Here is a 17058-nt window from a genome sequence, read left to right as displayed (position 1 = left end):
ACAAATCAACAAGTTAAAATAAGCTGGGTTTTGTCATGATACAATTTGGTGCACTAAACACATGTTAGTATGGTGCAATGCCCCTTCTCTTGTGCACCATGTTGGTACTTTCATCCGGAATAGCAACTAGAGGAGAAATGTAACTCCCTGAATACGCTATAATTCACATCAGTGCGCTAGAAAGGCTCCCGGCAGGACTGGCTGTACAATGAATAAGCGGTCAAAACCGCGATATGAACTAAAACAATTTTTTTAAGTCAGACAATTCATTACTTATTGTTTGACTGTTTGTTTCACAAGGACATTACCAATCTATGCTAACGTCGACTTTCCAACGCCTTAATACTTACCTGGACAGCCAGGTTATTGGTCAGCCTGATCTCGTTAAACAGCTATTAATTGCCCTGCTTGCAGATGGGCATATTTTGGTAGAAGGACCACCGGGGCTTGCCAAGACTCGTGCAGTTAAAGTGTTGTCCGACTGTATCGAAGGCAGTTTTCACCGTATACAGTTTACGCCCGATCTGCTCCCGGCTGATCTGACCGGCACCGATATCTTCCGTCCGGAAACCGGCGAGTTTACCTTCCAGCCCGGGCCTATTTTCAACGCTCTGGTACTGGCTGATGAAATCAACCGAGCACCAGCAAAAGTACAGGCCGCCATGCTTGAAGCAATGGCAGAAAAGCAAATTACCGCAGGCCGGGAAACCTATTCCCTGCCAGAGCTTTTTCTGGTGATGGCAACCCAGAACCCTATCGAACAGGAAGGAACCTATCCGCTTCCCGAGGCACAACTTGACCGCTTCCTGCTGCAGCTGAACGTAGACTACCCGGATGAAGCCAGTGAACTGGAAATTCTGCGCCTTAACCGCGGCGAAGCCATGGGCATTGACAAGCCGGAAGCAGTACAAATCAGCCAGCGCGAGATTTTCTCGGCTCGGCAGGAAGTGCTGAAAATCCATATGGCAGAAGAAGTCGAGCACTATATTATTCGCCTGACGATGGCCACCCGCCAGCCGGAGCGCTACAGCGATCAGCTTGATGGTTGGCTGCAGCTCGGCGTCTCACCTCGTGCAACCCTGGCTCTGGATCGCTGTGCCCGTGCCCATGCCTGGCTTTGCGGCCGTGACTTCGTTACCCCGGAAGATGTCCAGCAAATGGCCTACCCGGTTCTGCGCCATCGCCTGCTACTAAGCTACGAGGCACAGGCCGAGGGCATTGCCGCTGATACCATTGTCAGCCAGTTGATTGCCCAGGTAGCCTGCGCATGACAGATACACCCGTAACAGCATCTCTGCCGCCGCACAGTGACGGGGTTAACCTGTGCCTGGCAGAACTGCTGCAATACAAGAATCAGTCTGTTCGCTGGCTACCACCGGCGCAAAGTGTGTGGTCGCAACTAAACGGCCAGCATATGAGCCGGAAAAAAGGCCGGGGGATGAACTTTTCGGAGGTTCGCCCCTATCAGGCTGGGGATGATATTCGTGCCATTGACTGGCGAGTGACGGCCAGGACGGGAAAAACCCATACCAAGCTGTTTACCGAAGAGCGTGAACAACCTGTGATGTTACTGGTTGATCTTGGTGCCAGTATGAAGTTCGGCTCCCAGCTAATGCTGAAATCCGTTCAGGCTGCGCATTTTGCCAGCCTGCTAAGCTGGCTGGCCGTCAACGAGCAAGACAGGATCGGTGCCATTATCTATACCGGCACTCAGTTAATCGAGTGTAAGCCGACAGCCCGACAGCAAGGGCCGCTTCGGCTCATCAATGCCCTGATTGATGCCCACCAGAGCCACAGTGACGAAAGCGATAATCTACCTTTCTCTGCAGCGTTGAAGCACCTCCACCACTTGTGTCCCAAAGGGAGCGAAATTGTTGTGCTGAGTGATTTCTACCAGCTCGCCGAAACAGACAAACGCCGCCTGAGCCAGCTGCGACAGCATAACCGCATCCAGTTTGTTCAGGTTCATGACCCGCTTGAACAAGGACAAACCAGCTTTAAAGGGACGGAACATGTCGCAGACAGCAGGCAATCTGTCTGGCTCGACTTCTCTGCCAAGAAAACCCGTGAAAAGCTGAACGAGCAATACCTCGGCCACCAGCATTTCATTCACGATATGGCTTTGAGTCTGGCAATTCCACTTCATCAGATTTCGGCTGCCGAACCGCTGATGCAGCAACTCGGAGGTATAAAGAAACACCATGGCTGATCCAATGACGCCTAACGATATCGCAGCATCACTGCCACTGGCCGATGTCCACCTGTCACCTGCGCCCGGTATCTGGCCGCTCGCATGGGGATGGTGGTTATGCATTGCTGCGGCGATTGTTGTTCTGATACTGCTTGCCCTGAAACTCAGGCAACACCTAAAGCAGCAAAAAGCACGTAAAGAGGCCTTGAGGCTGTTAAAAAGCCTCAATAGCCCCGAGCAGTTCAGCGACATCAACCTGCTACTGCGCCAAACGGCAATGACCTACTTCTCTCGCCGTTATGTAGCCAGCCTGACCGGCGAGCAATGGCTGTTATTCCTCGACCAGCAGTTGGCCGAGAAACACCGTGGCTTTATCGCCCTATCAGCCGAATGGCAACATGGCTTGTTCTCAGGAAAAGGCATCGAACAATTTGCCTTCAACCAATGCTACCAGCAAGCAAAGCTCTGGCTAAGCAAGGCCCGTCTACCCGCGGATAGTCAGCACCTTCCAGCCAAGGCGGAGGTCGCAGATGTTTGAGTTCTCTTGGCTATGGGCATGGCTGCTGCTACCGCTGCCTTTTCTGGTCTATCGCTTTTCTAAGCCTGCTGTACAGCCTGTCGCGATCCGCCTGCCCAAGCTACCCGATGGTATCGGACAGCAACAACCCGATACTCGCTGGCGTAAAACAATCATGGCTATTGCATGGTGCTGCCTGCTAGGAGCCCTGGCACGACCAGTTTGGTATGGCGATCCTATCGAAATCAACCCGGACCACCGTGATATGTTGCTTGCTGTCGATCTGTCCGGATCCATGTCGATCGAGGACATGGTGACATCCGGCGGCGACAATATCGACCGACTGACCGCCGTCAAACAGGTATTGAATGACTTTATCGGTAAGCGTAAAGGCGATCGCCTCGGTTTGGTGCTGTTTGCCAATCATGCCTATCTGCAGACACCGCTGACGTTCGATCGCAATACTGTTCAGGAGCAGCTCGGCCGCACAGTACTTGGCCTGATCGGTCAAAGTACAGCAATCGGTGAAGGCCTGGGTATCGCAACCAAAACCTTCATAGACAGCGAAGCACCGCAGCGAGTGATCATTTTGCTCAGCGACGGGGCCAATACTGCCGGAGTGATCGATCCGGTAGAGGCTGCCGAGCTGGCAGCTCGAAGCAATGTCACTATCTATACCGTTGGTATCGGTGCTGAAGAGATGCAGCAGCGCTCTTTTTTCTCAACCCGTACCATTAATCCCTCTCAGGATTTGGACGAAAAGATGCTGACTAATATCGCCAATATGACCGGCGGCCAGTACTTTCGGGCTCGAAATCCTCAGGAACTTGAGAATATTTACCAGCTAATTGATCAAATGGAACCTATCAACACTGCGCAGCAGACCTGGCGCCCACGACAGGAACTGTTCCGATACCCATTGGCTATTGCCCTGCTCTTCTCGCTGATCATTGCAATAATGAGGAGGCGTCATGGCTGATTTTACTTTTCTTCATCCGGTCTGGTTAATCGCCCTGCTGCCCCTGGGCCTGTTACTCCCCTGGCTAAAGGGCAAGCAGCACAGCAACGGGCTGATAGCAGCGCACCTTGCCGAAAAACTCGGTCTCGACCAGAAGCAAGCCGCAACGGCTTTTGTTCCACTGCTGGGTTTATGCTGGTTACTCAGCGTTCTGGCACTGGCAGGCCCGAGCTGGGAAAAAGCTACCCTACCCGCCTACAGTATTTCGGGAGCCCGTGTGCTGGTGATGGATATGTCCCGCTCTATGTACGCAACCGACATAACACCAAACCGCCTGACTCAGGCCCGTTACAAGGCGCTGGATATGTTACCTGGCTGGAAAGAAGGCAGTACCGGACTGGTAACCTATGCGGCTGACGGTTATGTTGTAAGCCCCCTGACTCAAGACAGCAGCACGCTATCGAGCCTTATCCCCCACCTGTCGCCGGAAATCATGCCGCTTCAGGGCAGCAATGCCGCTGCAGGCGTCGAGGAAGCTATTACCCTGCTCAAACAGGCCGGCCACCAGCAGGGAGACATTATCCTGATCACTGACGGTTTGTCTGAACAAGAGTCCTCGACCACCCAGGACTTATTGGCTGATACGCGCTTTCGACTTTCTATACTAGCAGTCGGCAGCCGTCAGGGCGCACCAGTGCGCATGCCTGATGGCAGATTGCTGACCAATAGCCAGGGCGACACAGTTGTTGCCAAAGTCGAGCTTGATACATTGCTTCCCCTGGTTAAACAAACTGGCGGCCAGTTACAGCTCACTCAGTCAACCAACCGGGACGTTGACAGTCTTGTCGCGGCAACGGCCAAGCCAATGGACAATGCAGACAAGGAAAAAGAGAAAGAGCTGGTGGAACGGGTGAACAACGGGTTCTGGCTGCTCATTCCTTTGGTCATTCTGTCCTTGTTCGGGTTTCGCCGCGGTATTGTTCTTGCCGCTGTACTTGTCTTTATGCCCGTCGACCAGGCTTTCGCCTCCCCTTGGAAAAACCGGGATCAGCTTGGTTACGATGCTTACCAGCAGGAAAGCTATGCGTCAGCTGCCGAGCAGTTTTCATCCCCCCAATGGAAAGGGGTCGCGCAGTATAAGGCCGGTAACTACGAGCAGGCTATCGATACGCTAAAGCCTCTGGGCGATATCACATCCCGCTATAACCTCGGCAATGCCTACGCCAGAGCCGGTGAGTTTGAGAAAGCACTCGAGAGCTATCAATCCGTTCTCGATCAAGACAGCCTGCATGCCGATGCCCGGAAAAACCTCGAGATAGTTAAACAGGCACTAGAGCAACAGCAACAGCAACAGCAACAGCAACAGCAACAGCAACAGCAGTCTGATGAAAATAATGACCAGAACCAGGAGTCATCTTCTACCGAGCAACAAGATAATCAGCAGAATCAGCAGAATCAGCAGAATCAGCAGAATCAGCAGAATCAGCAGAATGATGATGGCAGCGAGAACAGCGACTCTCAACAATCTGATGACAGCCAACAAGCAAGCGAGCAGCAATCAGAAACGGAAAAGAGCGCCCAAAATCAGCCCGATCAGCAACCTGACTCCCAGCCACATGGAGAGAACCAGGAGAGTGATGAACTAAATGATGTCCAGCAGGCATCTTCAGGTCAGCCACAGGATGAAACTGAAGAACAACCTGAGGAGCCTCAGCAGGCAGAACAATCACTCGACAAGCAGACACAAGGTGCGTTATCGGCCAGCGATCCGGTACTAAAGAAACTAGAGCAAGTACCTGATGATACCAGTGCCTTGATCCGTGCCCAGCTGTTGCTTCAGGCTCGTCAGAAGCAGGCGCCTCACGCGACAGAGAATTCATGGTAAGACTAAGATGAATATGATGAAGAACAACTACACTCCCCGCTCTGGCTATAACAAGCGTATCCTACCGTTTCTCTGGAGGCTGCTGGCAATAGTCGCACTCACGCAGGCGTCATTTGTCAGTGCCGCCCAGGCCGTTGCTACCGTTTCCAAGAACATCGTTGCAGTCAATGAAGTCTTCCAGCTAACCATTTCAATTGATGACAATGTCAATACCAGCGCACTGGACTTATCGCCGCTCGAAGAGCACTTCAGCTACGGACGACCCAGCGTCAGCAGTGGGACAACGATGATAAACGGTGCGGTCACACGCAGCACCGAATGGCGGGTTGCACTGGCAGCGAAAGAAATCGGGGAGTTTACTATCCCTAGCTTTCGGATTGGTGCCACGACGACAGAGCCGATCACCATCACCTCGCTAAAAAGCAGCAATGCCAACAGCCAAAGTACCGCTCAGCCGGATATTACGGTCGATCACGATATCGATAAAAACCAACTCTATGTCGGTGAGAGTATTCGCTACACCGTCCGGATCCGTATCGGTGAGCAAATGAGCAAGGCAACGTTAATCGCGCCATCCGGCGACGGGCTGGACGTGAAGCAGATCGGCGATGACCGTCAGGCCGAGCCGGTACTGAATGGTCGCCGCTATCTTGTGATCACCCGAGACTATCAAATTACCGCTTCCAAACCAGGCACTATTCTGCTTCGTGGCGCCGAATTCAGGGGAAATGTGGTCAAAAGTGGCCGGGGTTTTGGCTCAACCCTTAGAATCCCGGTAGAAAAGCAAACCGACAACCTTGAGCTTACCATCAAGGACAAACCTGCTAGTTATCAGGGGCTATGGCTGCCGACTCAAGACCTGCAACTGGAACAACAGTGGCAACCCGATAACCTGGAAATTCGAGTCGGCGATCCCCTTACCCGAACCATTACCTTGCGGATCAAAAACGCAGAGCAGAGCAGCATGCCTAACCTTGCCCTTCAATATCCCGACAAGGTTAAGGTCTATAACGAGAAGCCGGTTTACAGTACGGTCAATGGTTATACCGTCATGACCCTCAAGCAAGTGATACTCCCTCGGGAGCGAGGCGAGCTTGAGCTGCCGCCGCTATCAATCAACTGGTGGAACACAGAAACCAGCCAACAGGAGACAAGCCAGGTTGACGGGCTAGCAATTACCGTACTGCCGGGCGACAACATCAATAACAGCCTCAACCTACCCTTGCGCTCCGAGCCCTCTTCTGCAACGCCAATTGCCAAGGAAACCGGAGCTGGCAACATACAAGTTGTCAATGACTCGGGTTACTGGCCGTGGTTAACAGCCTTGTTTGCCGGGTTATGGCTCATCACGACGATCTTATGGCTGAAAGCCAGAGCAGCTTCGCGGCAGATTGTAGCGGCTGCCGCGATGAAGCAGCCAGTCATGAACGTTGCACCGCTTGCGGGGATGAAGCAGGCTGTCAAAGACAACAGCCCTATCAAGGTTCAGGCCTACTATCGGCAATGGTCGCAGAATAACCCTGACAACCCGCAGCAGGAACAACTGCGCCAGGCCGTGCACGCAATGATGACGGCACATTTCAGCAAGCAGCCTGAGAAGTGGGATAGTGCCAAGCTGCTACAACTTATCCAGTCAATCGGTCAGTCAGAAAAAACAACAACAAAAAATAGCACCACTACCTCGGCGCTGGCACCTTTGGTACCAGAAAAATAGGCAACAGCGCTTTACATAATCGATACATGAATGAGAGTAGCTCGCACTAGTGCGAGCTATTTTTTAACATTTTCGACTGCCTATTTGGGGATTTGTTAAAGAGCCAGATCGAATCAGCCCTGCTCTAAACCTGACATACCGCATCAGGCCAAAAGAATGTTAATAGTGAGTTAACCGAAAGTTTATCAAAAGAAAGGTGGAAAATTATCGTATTTCCTGTTAAAAAATGTTTCGGAAGCAATATATAATCCTTCCTAACATATAAAAAAATTATGCAGGACGTAATATGAATCAGACACAACCCTTTTTAGCCCGAGTCGCAAGTGGGAGCCTGGTGATCCAGATCCTCATCGGTATCGTTGCCGGTATCCTTCTCGCCTCCGTATCTCCTGAAGCTGCTGTCAAAGTTGGCTTTCTTGGAGGACTGTTCGTCAGTGCCCTGAAAGCAGTCGCCCCTATCCTTGTCTTTATTCTGGTCGCCTCTTCTATCGCCAACCAGAAGAAAGGCGCTCACACCAACATGAGACCAATCATTATCCTGTACCTGTTCGGTACGCTAATGGCTGCACTTACTGCGGTTACTATGAGTTTTCTTTTCCCGACCACTTTAACTCTGGTAGCAAGTGCAACAGGTGCAACACCACCTGAAGGCATTACTGAAGTATTGAATACACTGCTATTCAAGATTGTTGATAACCCTGTAAATGCACTGATGTCAGGTAACTTCATCGGTATTCTTGCCTGGGCTATCGCTCTTGGTTTCGCACTGCACCAGGCAAGTGATGCAACCAAGCAGGTTTTCCACGACGTATCTAACGGCATCACCCTGATTGTTCGCTTCGTGATCCGCCTTGCACCAATCGGTATCTTCGGCCTGGTTGCCAACACCTTTGCAGAAACAGGCTTCGCGGCCCTTGCTGGTTACGGTCACCTTCTTGCCGTACTACTAGGCTCAATGCTAATCATTGCGCTGGTAGTTAACCCGCTGATTGTTTTCTATAAGACCAAAGAAAACCCATACCCGCTGGTTCTGCGTTGTATCCGCGAAAGTGGTATTACAGCCTTCTTCACACGTAGTTCTGCGGCTAACATCCCTGTAAACATGCAGCTATGTAAGAATCTGGACCTTCACGAAGATACATATTCCGTATCGATCCCTCTGGGTGCAACTATCAACATGGCTGGTGCTGCGATCACGATTACCGTTCTGACGCTTGCAGCAGTACACACCATGGGTATTGAAGTGGATATCGCAACAGCAGTACTGCTAAGTGTGGTTGCAGCCGTTTCAGCTTGTGGTGCTTCGGGTGTAGCCGGTGGTTCCCTACTTCTGATCCCGCTTGCATGTAGCCTGTTTGGTATCCCTAACGATATCGCGATGCAGGTTGTTGCTGTTGGCTTCATCATTGGTGTAATTCAGGATTCAGCAGAAACTGCCCTGAACAGCTCAACTGACGTTATCTTTACTGCCGCAGCTTGCAAGGCAGAAGAAGCGAAGGTTGCAAATGCTGAAACAGTGAAATCATAAGCGACTCTTTCTGCAACCGTAATGAAAAGAGGCAGCCTTTGGGCTGCCTCTTTTGTATTCGATTTTCTTCTTTGACCAAGCNAAATGCTGAAACAGTGAAATCATAAGCGACTCTTTCTGCAACCGTAATGAAAAGAGGCAGCCTTTGGGCTGCCTCTTTTGTATTCGATTTTCTTCTTTGACCAAGCATTATACCAATCTGGATAAGTAGTTGTTCAGATAGTTGCGCAGGAAAAATCACTTAGAACAAGGCATGAATTGCAGCTAACTAGTTACTCTAATTACAAAATTCATAACGCAGTTAAAAGTGATTTTAACCAGCAAGAATGATCAAATACTTATGTAGATTGGTATTAGTTGCTTCTAGTTACTTAGCTCTTCCAGCTGCTCTGAGAGCTCACTCGCCTTATCTGAAACCTGATCCGACGCTGATTCAAGCATATCCTGTACTTCTTCCATCGGACGTGAGTTCACAGCATCTTCAATCTGGTCTTTATAGGTCACACCGATATAGATACCGATGCCGACCAAAGCTAACATGATATATTTCAACATATATTTATCTCACTCGTTCGATATAAACTCGATCATTACTTAACCAGGCTAATTAGTGATTTTCCTAGCAGCCACTCTAGCTCTTTCGCGCTTTCATCACCAAAGCGCTCTTTACACAGCGCATACAGACGTTCGATCCCATGCTTGGCAAAGTCATTCGTTAACTCGGAAGAGGCAATATGATGGAAAAGCAAACGCAAGGTTGCCTGGAATTTTTCATCATCAAGCGCAGCTAGCCAGCTCTTTACGAACCCATCCATGCCGTTATCTAAATCAAGCTTTTCGACAAACAGACGAAAAATTCTGCCATCTAACGCGTTGGCAAAATCTTGCTTTTTCGGAAAATGATGACTAATCCCGGTACGAGAGATGCCAGTTTGCTTACTCAGGGTCGTGTACGACATCTTGTCGTAGCCCAGGGTCAATATTTGATCAACCACGGCATCCATGATCGTCTGGATTGTAATCTCTGTATCTTCTTTACTACGCTTTGGCATAATGAGTTGACTCTATATTTTTCACATCAACAAAAAGTCCACCGGACACCTCCCGATGGCATGTTGTAACGGCTTTGGTTGTTAATATGTTAGCAGTATTACAAAATGCTATCCCGTTAACTAGTATTCTTCCTAGTTTTATATATTTTTCAAGCTCTAATAAAAAACTCAGAACTAAATACCAAACCATGTCACATATCACGTCATGTAGCACATGTCATCACGGTGTAATTCACTTATATGCATAAGTAATAACAATTTGTAATCTGTGCCTAAAACAACACGACGACCATCAATAATATTAAAAAACAAATAGTTACGCCACTACTCATTCTGTTGCATTCTTTCAACCGCAAAAAAATCATACACATGTTTAAATTTTGTGCTTAAATTTTTTCTGAACTATCGCTTTTATTTGACAAGTTAGTGTCTTTTTTCATACTTAATTACAGGAGTTTAATGAAAAATAGACACTTGACGGACCAGTAGGAAACCATTTATTTTAACATTGCGATAACATCTACAAGGACGAGACTATGACTTTACCTCTGCCCACGGATCGCTTAAGGGATACACTCATGACGCAGCCTCTACCTAATGAAATGATTTTGAAGTGGGCAGAAGAGCGCCCGGACGAAGTTTTCCTGCGCCAAATTATTGATCGCAAGTTTGTCGACTACACCTTTGCTGAAGTTGCTGACAAGGCATTATCCCTAGTCAGTGCACTAAGAAGTATGGGGATTCAGCCGGGCGATCGTGTTGCGCTAATGTCCAAGAACTGCGCCGAGTGGTTCATCACCGACCTTGCCCTAATGCTGGGTAGCTACATCAGTGTCCCTATTTTCCCGACAGCAGGGGCAGAAACAGTTAATCACTGTATTACTCACAGTGAATCCAAAGCGCTGCTTATCGGTAAACTGGATGACGATAAAGCAATCAGCTCTGTATTGGCCGACCATCCGGATTTACCGACTATTTCCTTCTCTTACCCGAGTGCGCCGAAATGTAAGTTTGAATTTGACACCCTGGTCGCAGACAGCAAGCCTTCTGAAGAGCGTCCGGAACATAAACCTGAAGACCTGATGTCGATTGTGTATACATCGGGTACGTCCGGACTACCAAAAGGTGCCATGCTAACCTACGGTGCTTTTGCCTGGTCGGCACAGAGAATCCTCGACCATATAGGTATGAAAGAAGGTGAAAGGCTGTTTTCTTACCTGCCGCTGGCTCACATCACAGAACGTGTCTATATCTTCGGCTCTTCCGTAATGGCCGGTATTCAGGTTGCCTTCCCAGAATCACTGGATACCTTTATCGAAGATATGAAGATGCACCGCCCGACGCTGTTTATTTCCGTTCCACGCCTATGGACCCTGTTCCAACAGCGAATTCTTGAGAAGCTGCCGCAAGCCAGGCTCAACATCTTACTCAAAATCCCGTTCATATCGGGAGTTATCAAACGTAAACTTGCTGATGGTCTGGGTCTGGACAAAGCCCGTGTACTTGGCTGTGGCTCTGCGCCGGTTTCACCTGCCCTGCTGCGCTGGTACGAAAACATCGGCCTGAATATCACTGAAGCGTGGGGAATGACAGAATCCTTCGCCTACAGCACCATCAACCATCCATTCCGCAGCGATAAGATCGGTACAGTCGGTAATGCCGGCCCTGGTATTGAGATTAAGATCGCCGCTGATGAAGAGATTCTGGTTCGCGGAGAGGGCATGTTCTCCGGCTACTATAAAAACGAAGAAGCCAGTAAAGCCTCCTTCGACAAAGACGGCTGGCTACATACTGGCGATATCGGCTTTATTGATGACGAAGGCTACCTGTCTATTCAGGGCCGTAAGAACGATACCTTCAAAACTGCCAAAGGGAAGTTCGTTGCACCGGTGCCAATTGAAAAGCGCCTGTTTGAGCTGAGCAACATCGAGATGATGTGTGTCGTCGGCTCGGGAATGCCCGGCCCTATCTTGCTGGCAGTTCCACATGAATTCCCTGATTTCGACCATGCGCGTTACGAACGTAAAGCCCACCAGGTTATCGAGACTATCAACAAAGAACTGGAGTCTCATGCCAAAATTAAAGGTGTGCTGATGATTAAAGAGCCGTGGAGCATCGAGAACGGCATTCTGACACCAACGCTTAAAATCAAACGTCACCTACTTGAGAAGAAATATCACGATGTAGGTGCAAACTGGCCAAAAGACAAGCTGGTTCAGTGGGAAGAGTAGTCACGCAAGAAATAGGCTAATTGGCTAAACACTACTGCAAGTAATACTAAAACCGCCTGATTGCTCAGGCGGTTTTTCTATTCACATTCGCTGTCTTCATAAGTAATAATCGAAACAACGGCACCACCTACATCGGCAATTGCGCACATTCGGCCGACGCCAGGTACATCCATTGGCGGATAAACAGCCTTACCCCCGGCTGATTCCGCTTTTGCCAGCGTGGCATCAACATCATCAACGGTAATATAGGTTCCCCAGCAATTTGGCATTTCGCTGTATTCTGCCGGTTTGGCCATAATGCCAGCGACAGGCTCTCCATCCACTTTCAACACATGGTAGACCCCTTCTGGCATCGGCATTGCTTCTACTTCCCAACCAATCACTTCCTTGTAATACGCAATGGCTTTCTCCGGATCATCCGTCACAAGCTCTGACCAGCTAAATGCCCCGTGCTGCTTGAATCTCGTGTCCATTATTCGCTCCTTCTGTTTGATAACACTGCTCAAAAACAATGACGTTTCTGTACAGTTAACAGTAGCCGAATTCGTCAGGCTTCCTGTTTCTTTGTCCCATTTTTCATTTAATTTTAACAGCAGCACGTTTGCTTGAATTTATAAACCATCTGTAGCATCCTGATTAATAAATATAAAACTGGGTTTGGTATTAGGCAGAAGGGAAATGGCGATAACCAATCTACAGCAGGCTTTAGATGCCTATAACAGTTCAAACCGCACGCAGTATCCATTGAATGGCAACCTTGTCACCAACCTTGAAGCCGTAGAGTACTATCTTGCCAAGGCCATACCGAAGTTACCTGCTCATTTGGGCTTACCTGTCACTATCGCCAATATGCTGACTTTCCGCGGGGAGATTACCTACGCCCTAAACCGTTACCAGCATTGCTTAATGAATGCCAATTCGGACTCTGAACGATGCCAAATACTAACCTACTTGGCAGTTTGGTCTCACCATGAGGGAGATGAGCGTCACGTCGAATTTTACCTTCATCAACTACACCTTATCGATAAGGCCTCCGAGGCTAATGTCAGAGGGCTTCTGGCTATACTCGACAAGATACTGTCAACGCCAATAATCGACACTCTCTCCAACTTTACACACTCTCGTGTCCCCATCGATGACCATGCGATCAATAAGCATGCAATCATTACCCTCGGCTATGTGCTCAATGATGATGGTTCAATGGCTCCTCAACTTATCCAGCGGCTTGAGCTGACGCTACGCCTTGCCAACCAGCTAACTGAAAGCCAAGTTATTGTTACCGGAGGGCTCGCCAAGCGAGGAAAAACAGAGTCACAGCAAATGAAACACTGGCTAGTTCAAAATGGTGTTTGCCCTGACAGGATCATTGAAGAGAATAAAGCCACAAATACCATAGATAATGCCAGATTGAGCCTGGAGTTACTCAAACAATACCACATACAATCCGCAACACTTATCAGCGCATCAATCCATGTTCACCGCTCTAAGATCCTGTTTGAAACCCTGCAATGTGAAAGCAACCTCTCCCCTATTTCATTCAACCACCTCGCCGTCAAAGACGGTCTATCCAACTCCGACACACCAACCGGCAGAGTGCGACGCAACTGCTATATCGATGCGTTGCGGGGGTTCGGGCTACCCGCTTTTAACTGTGAGCCACTAGTGCAAATCTGATAACTTTCAGAAAAGATACCCGAGCAAAATAAATTTACTCGGGTATTGCCAGTTACAGAGTTATAGCGTTTGAATTAACCCTAAGCTGAAACAGTCATGGTCCCTTTGCGTTTAACTTTTATTCTTTTCAAATACATATACTTCGGTACCTGTCTTGTATGGTTTGCACTTGCATGCATCATCATACGGATCGGTTTCTGAAGTTATCTCCTGATAAACCAGTCGTCCATCTGTTGTTTCGGCAATCAGCATGGCCTTATATCCATCAGGGTGAAAATCCGTTTGAAGTGTTTGGGTAGCTTCACATCCTTTTTCCCAGCGATCCTCAGCGATCAGGTAAGTGTATTCGCCGACACACACTTTCCCATCACTGATCGGCGAGGAACCTGAGTGCTGCCCCTGGAATTTAGGAATAGGATAATCAGCAACCCTCTGAATAGTATCTGCGGCCGGATCATAGATTTCGGCTCGACGAGTCGCACTGCCTTCACTGAGATCAGCCGAACCATCCCAGCCGCCAACCAGTAATATACGACCATCTGTCAACGCGTATGCATCTGCTTTTCCACGCGCTTTGGTTAGCACCGCATTGGCCTGACTAAAACTAAGCGAGTTATTAGCATCAAAGCGGGCGATAGTATCCATACCAAATAGGCCATTATTAAACCCGAATAGAGCAAAATCACCATTATCTAGTGCAGCAACACCTGCCGAATCGGCAAAGAAAGAGGTGGTATTTAAACCGCTATTGTCTGTCACCTGAATATCGGTATCGTAGCTTTGAATCGACTTATTATTATGGTCAAGCACAAAGGCTGTTGTGGTGTACTGAAAGCCGCCCGTAATCGCGTATTTGTTAGGAGCCAGTTTTATCACTTTCGGCTCATCAATACCGCTGGCAATCGCACCACTACTCATAGCATGTCCTGATTTCCCTTTAGTCTGGTACTCAGTGAGTGTATCGGTATCCAGATCAAGAATATAAGCGCTGGTTGCATATGCAGGGTGACCGTCATGACGAGCTCCATTCGGCTCACCGGATTCACCACCAGCGAATAACAGCTTATTTCCATCAACAAAGACACTGTTACCTATGTGATATTTATAAGGCAGTTGGTACGTTTCCGCTAAACGATAAGACGCGGGGGTTGTCGTCGGAGTTACATCTGACGTTTGTATTGGAGAAGAGTCACCACCACCGCCACATGCAGACAATGCGAGTACTGTTACCAGTAAAGAAAGAGAAGTCTTATATTGAGCCATTGCTACTAATTCCATTTTAAAAAGTTATTCGAAAAAAACTGGGGCAACAAACGAAGTACGGCAATTCATTGGGTAGCCGCGAACTATCCGAACATTGATAACTCCGAGTCATCTTAGTGAGCGATGTATGATTTGCAATTAACCCTGACAAAGGCGTAGTATGAAGCTCTTAGAGTCTCTAAATACATGAATTATAAGGATATGGATAATATGGCCAGGCTTAGATCTAAGCTTGAAATCGAGATAAATCAATTCCGTCTTGATGGAGAGAAAAACGGCAAGAACCGTAAGATTTCCATCAAAGAATTAGCCGGAATGGTTGGGTTCGCCGAATCGACGCTGTATCTGAGGTGGACAAAACCAGTGACTTTTCAAGAAGATGAAATAGCCAACATAGCCAAGTTACTGCAAATAGATATCACCACGGCAGCGCAGTGGTCACAAGAATTTGAACCCGGCGAGAGCACACCGGTTACAGAGCCCAAATACCTCTCTAATAGAGAAAATAGAGCTATATCGGCAGAACAAACTACCACAGACGCATCGAACTCACCGACATCAGCCCATATCAAACAAAAACCATTAACGGCCTTGCTTCTAGTGCCTATCGTGTTGCTCCTTGGGTATTTTTTCCTATCATCAAACAGCCAGCAACCTACTATAAAGCCGCCTCCTACCTATTCAGCGCTTTACCACGGTACTGCAATTGACCTAAACGCCGAAGACGTAAGCCAGGCATTGAACTTCCATTCCAAACTCTATAACTATGAACTTAAAAACCTGAAAACCCATACTGTCGGTGAAGATATAACGCTGGCAGGCGATATCTTCTGGTCACATCTCAAACAAGAGGGAGAAAAGCATCAACAGGCTCTATTTCTGGCGTCAGGCAAACATGTCGGTGATACCGTGGCCATCGTTTACGAGATAACCGATGAAGCACGCTCAGAGATGTGGATTGGAACGGCTGTTATCCATATGCCACGGTCCGGCCCAGCAGAAGGATATTGGCTCACTTTGCACAACGAAGAAGACCCTGACGCTCATGGCCCTTACGCTATAGGCTCTATTTCGCTTAATCGATAACGCTCACGACACAGCTCTATAGCCTCAGTTATCATCCCCCTCCTTTCTGAAGCCAAAGATATAGCGAGCAAACTACAATGCAGACTATCCACTCCTGCTCCATGGCAGGAGTAGGCTCTTCTATTTCAAAGGCACAACCAGAAGATCGACTGAAGAGGATTTGAGTAACTGTTTAGCTGACGAGGAGACTTGATGCCAGAAACTGTGGTGATGGCCACAGACCACAAGATCTATATCTAATTCTTTAATAGCACGCTCTATTTCTTCAATAAGATTACCGCTACCAACAAAGGTACTCTGAATAGAAAATTGCGCACCGTCCAGTAACTCCTTCAGATGCCTCTCAGGTGTATTATCCTCATACACTTTATTGGGCATAGCATACCTAGGGTCAAAAGCCGTATAGGTGTATTCTTCATGACAAAGTTCTCCATCATAAAAAAGAGACAGTTTCGCATTTAAATCACGAGCAAGGCTAACCGCTTTTTCAAATAACAGCCTGCTTTCAACGGAGAGATCTACCGTTACTAAAATGTGCTTATAACTCATAATTACTCCCCTGCTCAGGGTTCTTGTATAAGTTTAGCCAATCACTACCCTTATGATTTCCATTTTTAAATAAAGGGCCCATAGACCTATGCCCCACCTGAAAATCAGCTCTAAATCTGTATTAACTATTTAACGGGTATATAAGTATTTCTACTTTACTTTGGCTATTTCAAGAATATCAAAAACAATACTTTGTCTCATTTGCAAGTTAACAAGAACAAAGAGCCAATTATTCATGGGATGGGATGGTTGGTGAGCCAAGCTTAGCTATGCTTATAAACATAAAAAAGAACAATAAAAAAACACAACAATCTATTGGTGGAGCGCTAAAAAATGAACAAGCATACGTTGAATTTGACTATCGTAATGACAAGCGTACTAGTCTCTTCATCCGTCACGGCAGACGTTGA

The 17058-nt window shown here is 48.1% G+C and carries 15 protein-coding genes; 10 read left to right on the top strand and 5 right to left on the bottom strand.

The window, feature by feature from the left end:
• Nucleotides 1-314 precede the first annotated feature (314 nt).
• The 7 genes from BIT28_RS21965 to sstT all read left to right on the top strand — a co-directional run bounded on the left by BIT28_RS21965 (nucleotide 315) and on the right by sstT (nucleotide 8793).
• Nucleotides 315-1271 (top strand): AAA family ATPase, encoded by a 957-nt coding sequence (locus BIT28_RS21965; RefSeq protein ID WP_075767095.1) that lies wholly within the window; start codon nucleotides 315-317, stop codon nucleotides 1269-1271.
• Nucleotides 1268-2209 (top strand): DUF58 domain-containing protein, encoded by a 942-nt coding sequence (locus tag BIT28_RS21960; RefSeq protein ID WP_075767094.1) that lies wholly within the window; start codon nucleotides 1268-1270, stop codon nucleotides 2207-2209. Before BIT28_RS21965 ends, BIT28_RS21960 begins: the two co-directional genes overlap by 4 nt.
• Nucleotides 2202-2729: a DUF4381 domain-containing protein gene (locus BIT28_RS21955; protein WP_075767093.1), complete on the top strand. Its 528-nt coding sequence runs from the start codon at nucleotides 2202-2204 to the stop codon at nucleotides 2727-2729. The genes BIT28_RS21960 and BIT28_RS21955 overlap by 8 nt, the downstream gene beginning before the upstream one ends.
• Nucleotides 2722-3687 carry a vWA domain-containing protein gene (locus tag BIT28_RS21950; protein WP_075767092.1) on the top strand — a complete coding sequence of 322 codons (966 nt, stop codon included), beginning with the start codon at nucleotides 2722-2724 and terminating at the stop codon, nucleotides 3685-3687. Before BIT28_RS21955 ends, BIT28_RS21950 begins: the two co-directional genes overlap by 8 nt.
• A complete protein-coding gene (locus BIT28_RS21945) occupies nucleotides 3680-5551 on the top strand; it encodes a VWA domain-containing protein (protein WP_075767091.1) in 1872 nt (623 codons plus the stop codon). Before BIT28_RS21950 ends, BIT28_RS21945 begins: the two co-directional genes overlap by 8 nt.
• Nucleotides 5552-5558: 7 nt before the next feature.
• A complete protein-coding gene (locus tag BIT28_RS21940) occupies nucleotides 5559-7265 on the top strand; it encodes a BatD family protein (protein WP_075767090.1) in 1707 nt (568 codons plus the stop codon).
• A 286-nt stretch (nucleotides 7266-7551) separates the two neighbouring features.
• Nucleotides 7552-8793, top strand: coding sequence for a serine/threonine transporter SstT (sstT, locus tag BIT28_RS21935; protein WP_075767089.1), 1242 nt, complete (start codon nucleotides 7552-7554; stop codon nucleotides 8791-8793).
• Between the two features lie 363 nt (nucleotides 8794-9156).
• Here sstT and BIT28_RS21930 read toward each other — a convergent pair whose 3' ends face one another.
• Nucleotides 9157-9348 (bottom strand): hypothetical protein, encoded by a 192-nt coding sequence (locus BIT28_RS21930; RefSeq protein WP_075767088.1) that lies wholly within the window; start codon nucleotides 9346-9348, stop codon nucleotides 9157-9159.
• Between the two features lie 35 nt (nucleotides 9349-9383).
• On the bottom strand, nucleotides 9384-9845 hold the full coding sequence (locus BIT28_RS21925) for a TetR family transcriptional regulator (protein WP_075767087.1): 462 nt from the start codon (nucleotides 9843-9845) through the stop codon (nucleotides 9384-9386).
• 602 nt (nucleotides 9846-10447) lie between these two features.
• Here BIT28_RS21925 and BIT28_RS21920 point away from each other — a divergent pair.
• Entirely contained in the window at nucleotides 10448-12076 is a 1629-nt protein-coding gene (locus BIT28_RS21920) for an AMP-binding protein (RefSeq protein WP_175577588.1), read from the top strand.
• Nucleotides 12077-12153: 77 nt separating this feature from the next.
• On the opposite strand, the gene BIT28_RS21915 is transcribed toward BIT28_RS21920, so the two are convergent.
• Nucleotides 12154-12549, bottom strand: coding sequence for a VOC family protein (locus BIT28_RS21915; RefSeq protein ID WP_075767085.1), 396 nt, complete (start codon nucleotides 12547-12549; stop codon nucleotides 12154-12156).
• Nucleotides 12550-12754: 205 nt separating this feature from the next.
• Here BIT28_RS21915 and BIT28_RS21910 point away from each other — a divergent pair, with 205 nt between their 5' ends.
• Complete coding sequence (locus tag BIT28_RS21910; RefSeq protein WP_075767084.1) at nucleotides 12755-13750, top strand: YdcF family protein; 996 nt, start codon at nucleotides 12755-12757, stop codon at nucleotides 13748-13750.
• Between the two features lie 111 nt (nucleotides 13751-13861).
• On the opposite strand, the gene BIT28_RS21905 is transcribed toward BIT28_RS21910, so the two are convergent.
• The gene (locus BIT28_RS21905; protein WP_075767083.1) at nucleotides 13862-15013 is read right to left on the bottom strand and encodes a Kelch repeat-containing protein; all 1152 of its coding nucleotides are present in this window, start codon (nucleotides 15011-15013) and stop codon (nucleotides 13862-13864) included.
• Between the two features lie 210 nt (nucleotides 15014-15223).
• Here BIT28_RS21905 and BIT28_RS21900 point away from each other — a divergent pair, with 210 nt between their 5' ends.
• The gene (locus BIT28_RS21900; protein WP_139310505.1) at nucleotides 15224-16099 is read left to right on the top strand and encodes a helix-turn-helix domain-containing protein; all 876 of its coding nucleotides are present in this window, start codon (nucleotides 15224-15226) and stop codon (nucleotides 16097-16099) included.
• A 120-nt stretch (nucleotides 16100-16219) separates the two neighbouring features.
• Here BIT28_RS21900 and BIT28_RS21895 read toward each other — a convergent pair whose 3' ends face one another.
• A complete protein-coding gene (locus BIT28_RS21895) occupies nucleotides 16220-16648 on the bottom strand; it encodes a universal stress protein (RefSeq protein WP_075767081.1) in 429 nt (142 codons plus the stop codon).
• Nucleotides 16649-17058: the final 410 nt, after the last annotated feature.

Origin of the sequence: Photobacterium proteolyticum (genome assembly GCF_001939735.1) — a bacterium.
Classification (GTDB): Bacteria; Pseudomonadota; Gammaproteobacteria; order Enterobacterales; family Vibrionaceae; genus Photobacterium; species Photobacterium proteolyticum.
This window is presented reverse-complemented; position numbering and strand designations above follow the sequence as displayed.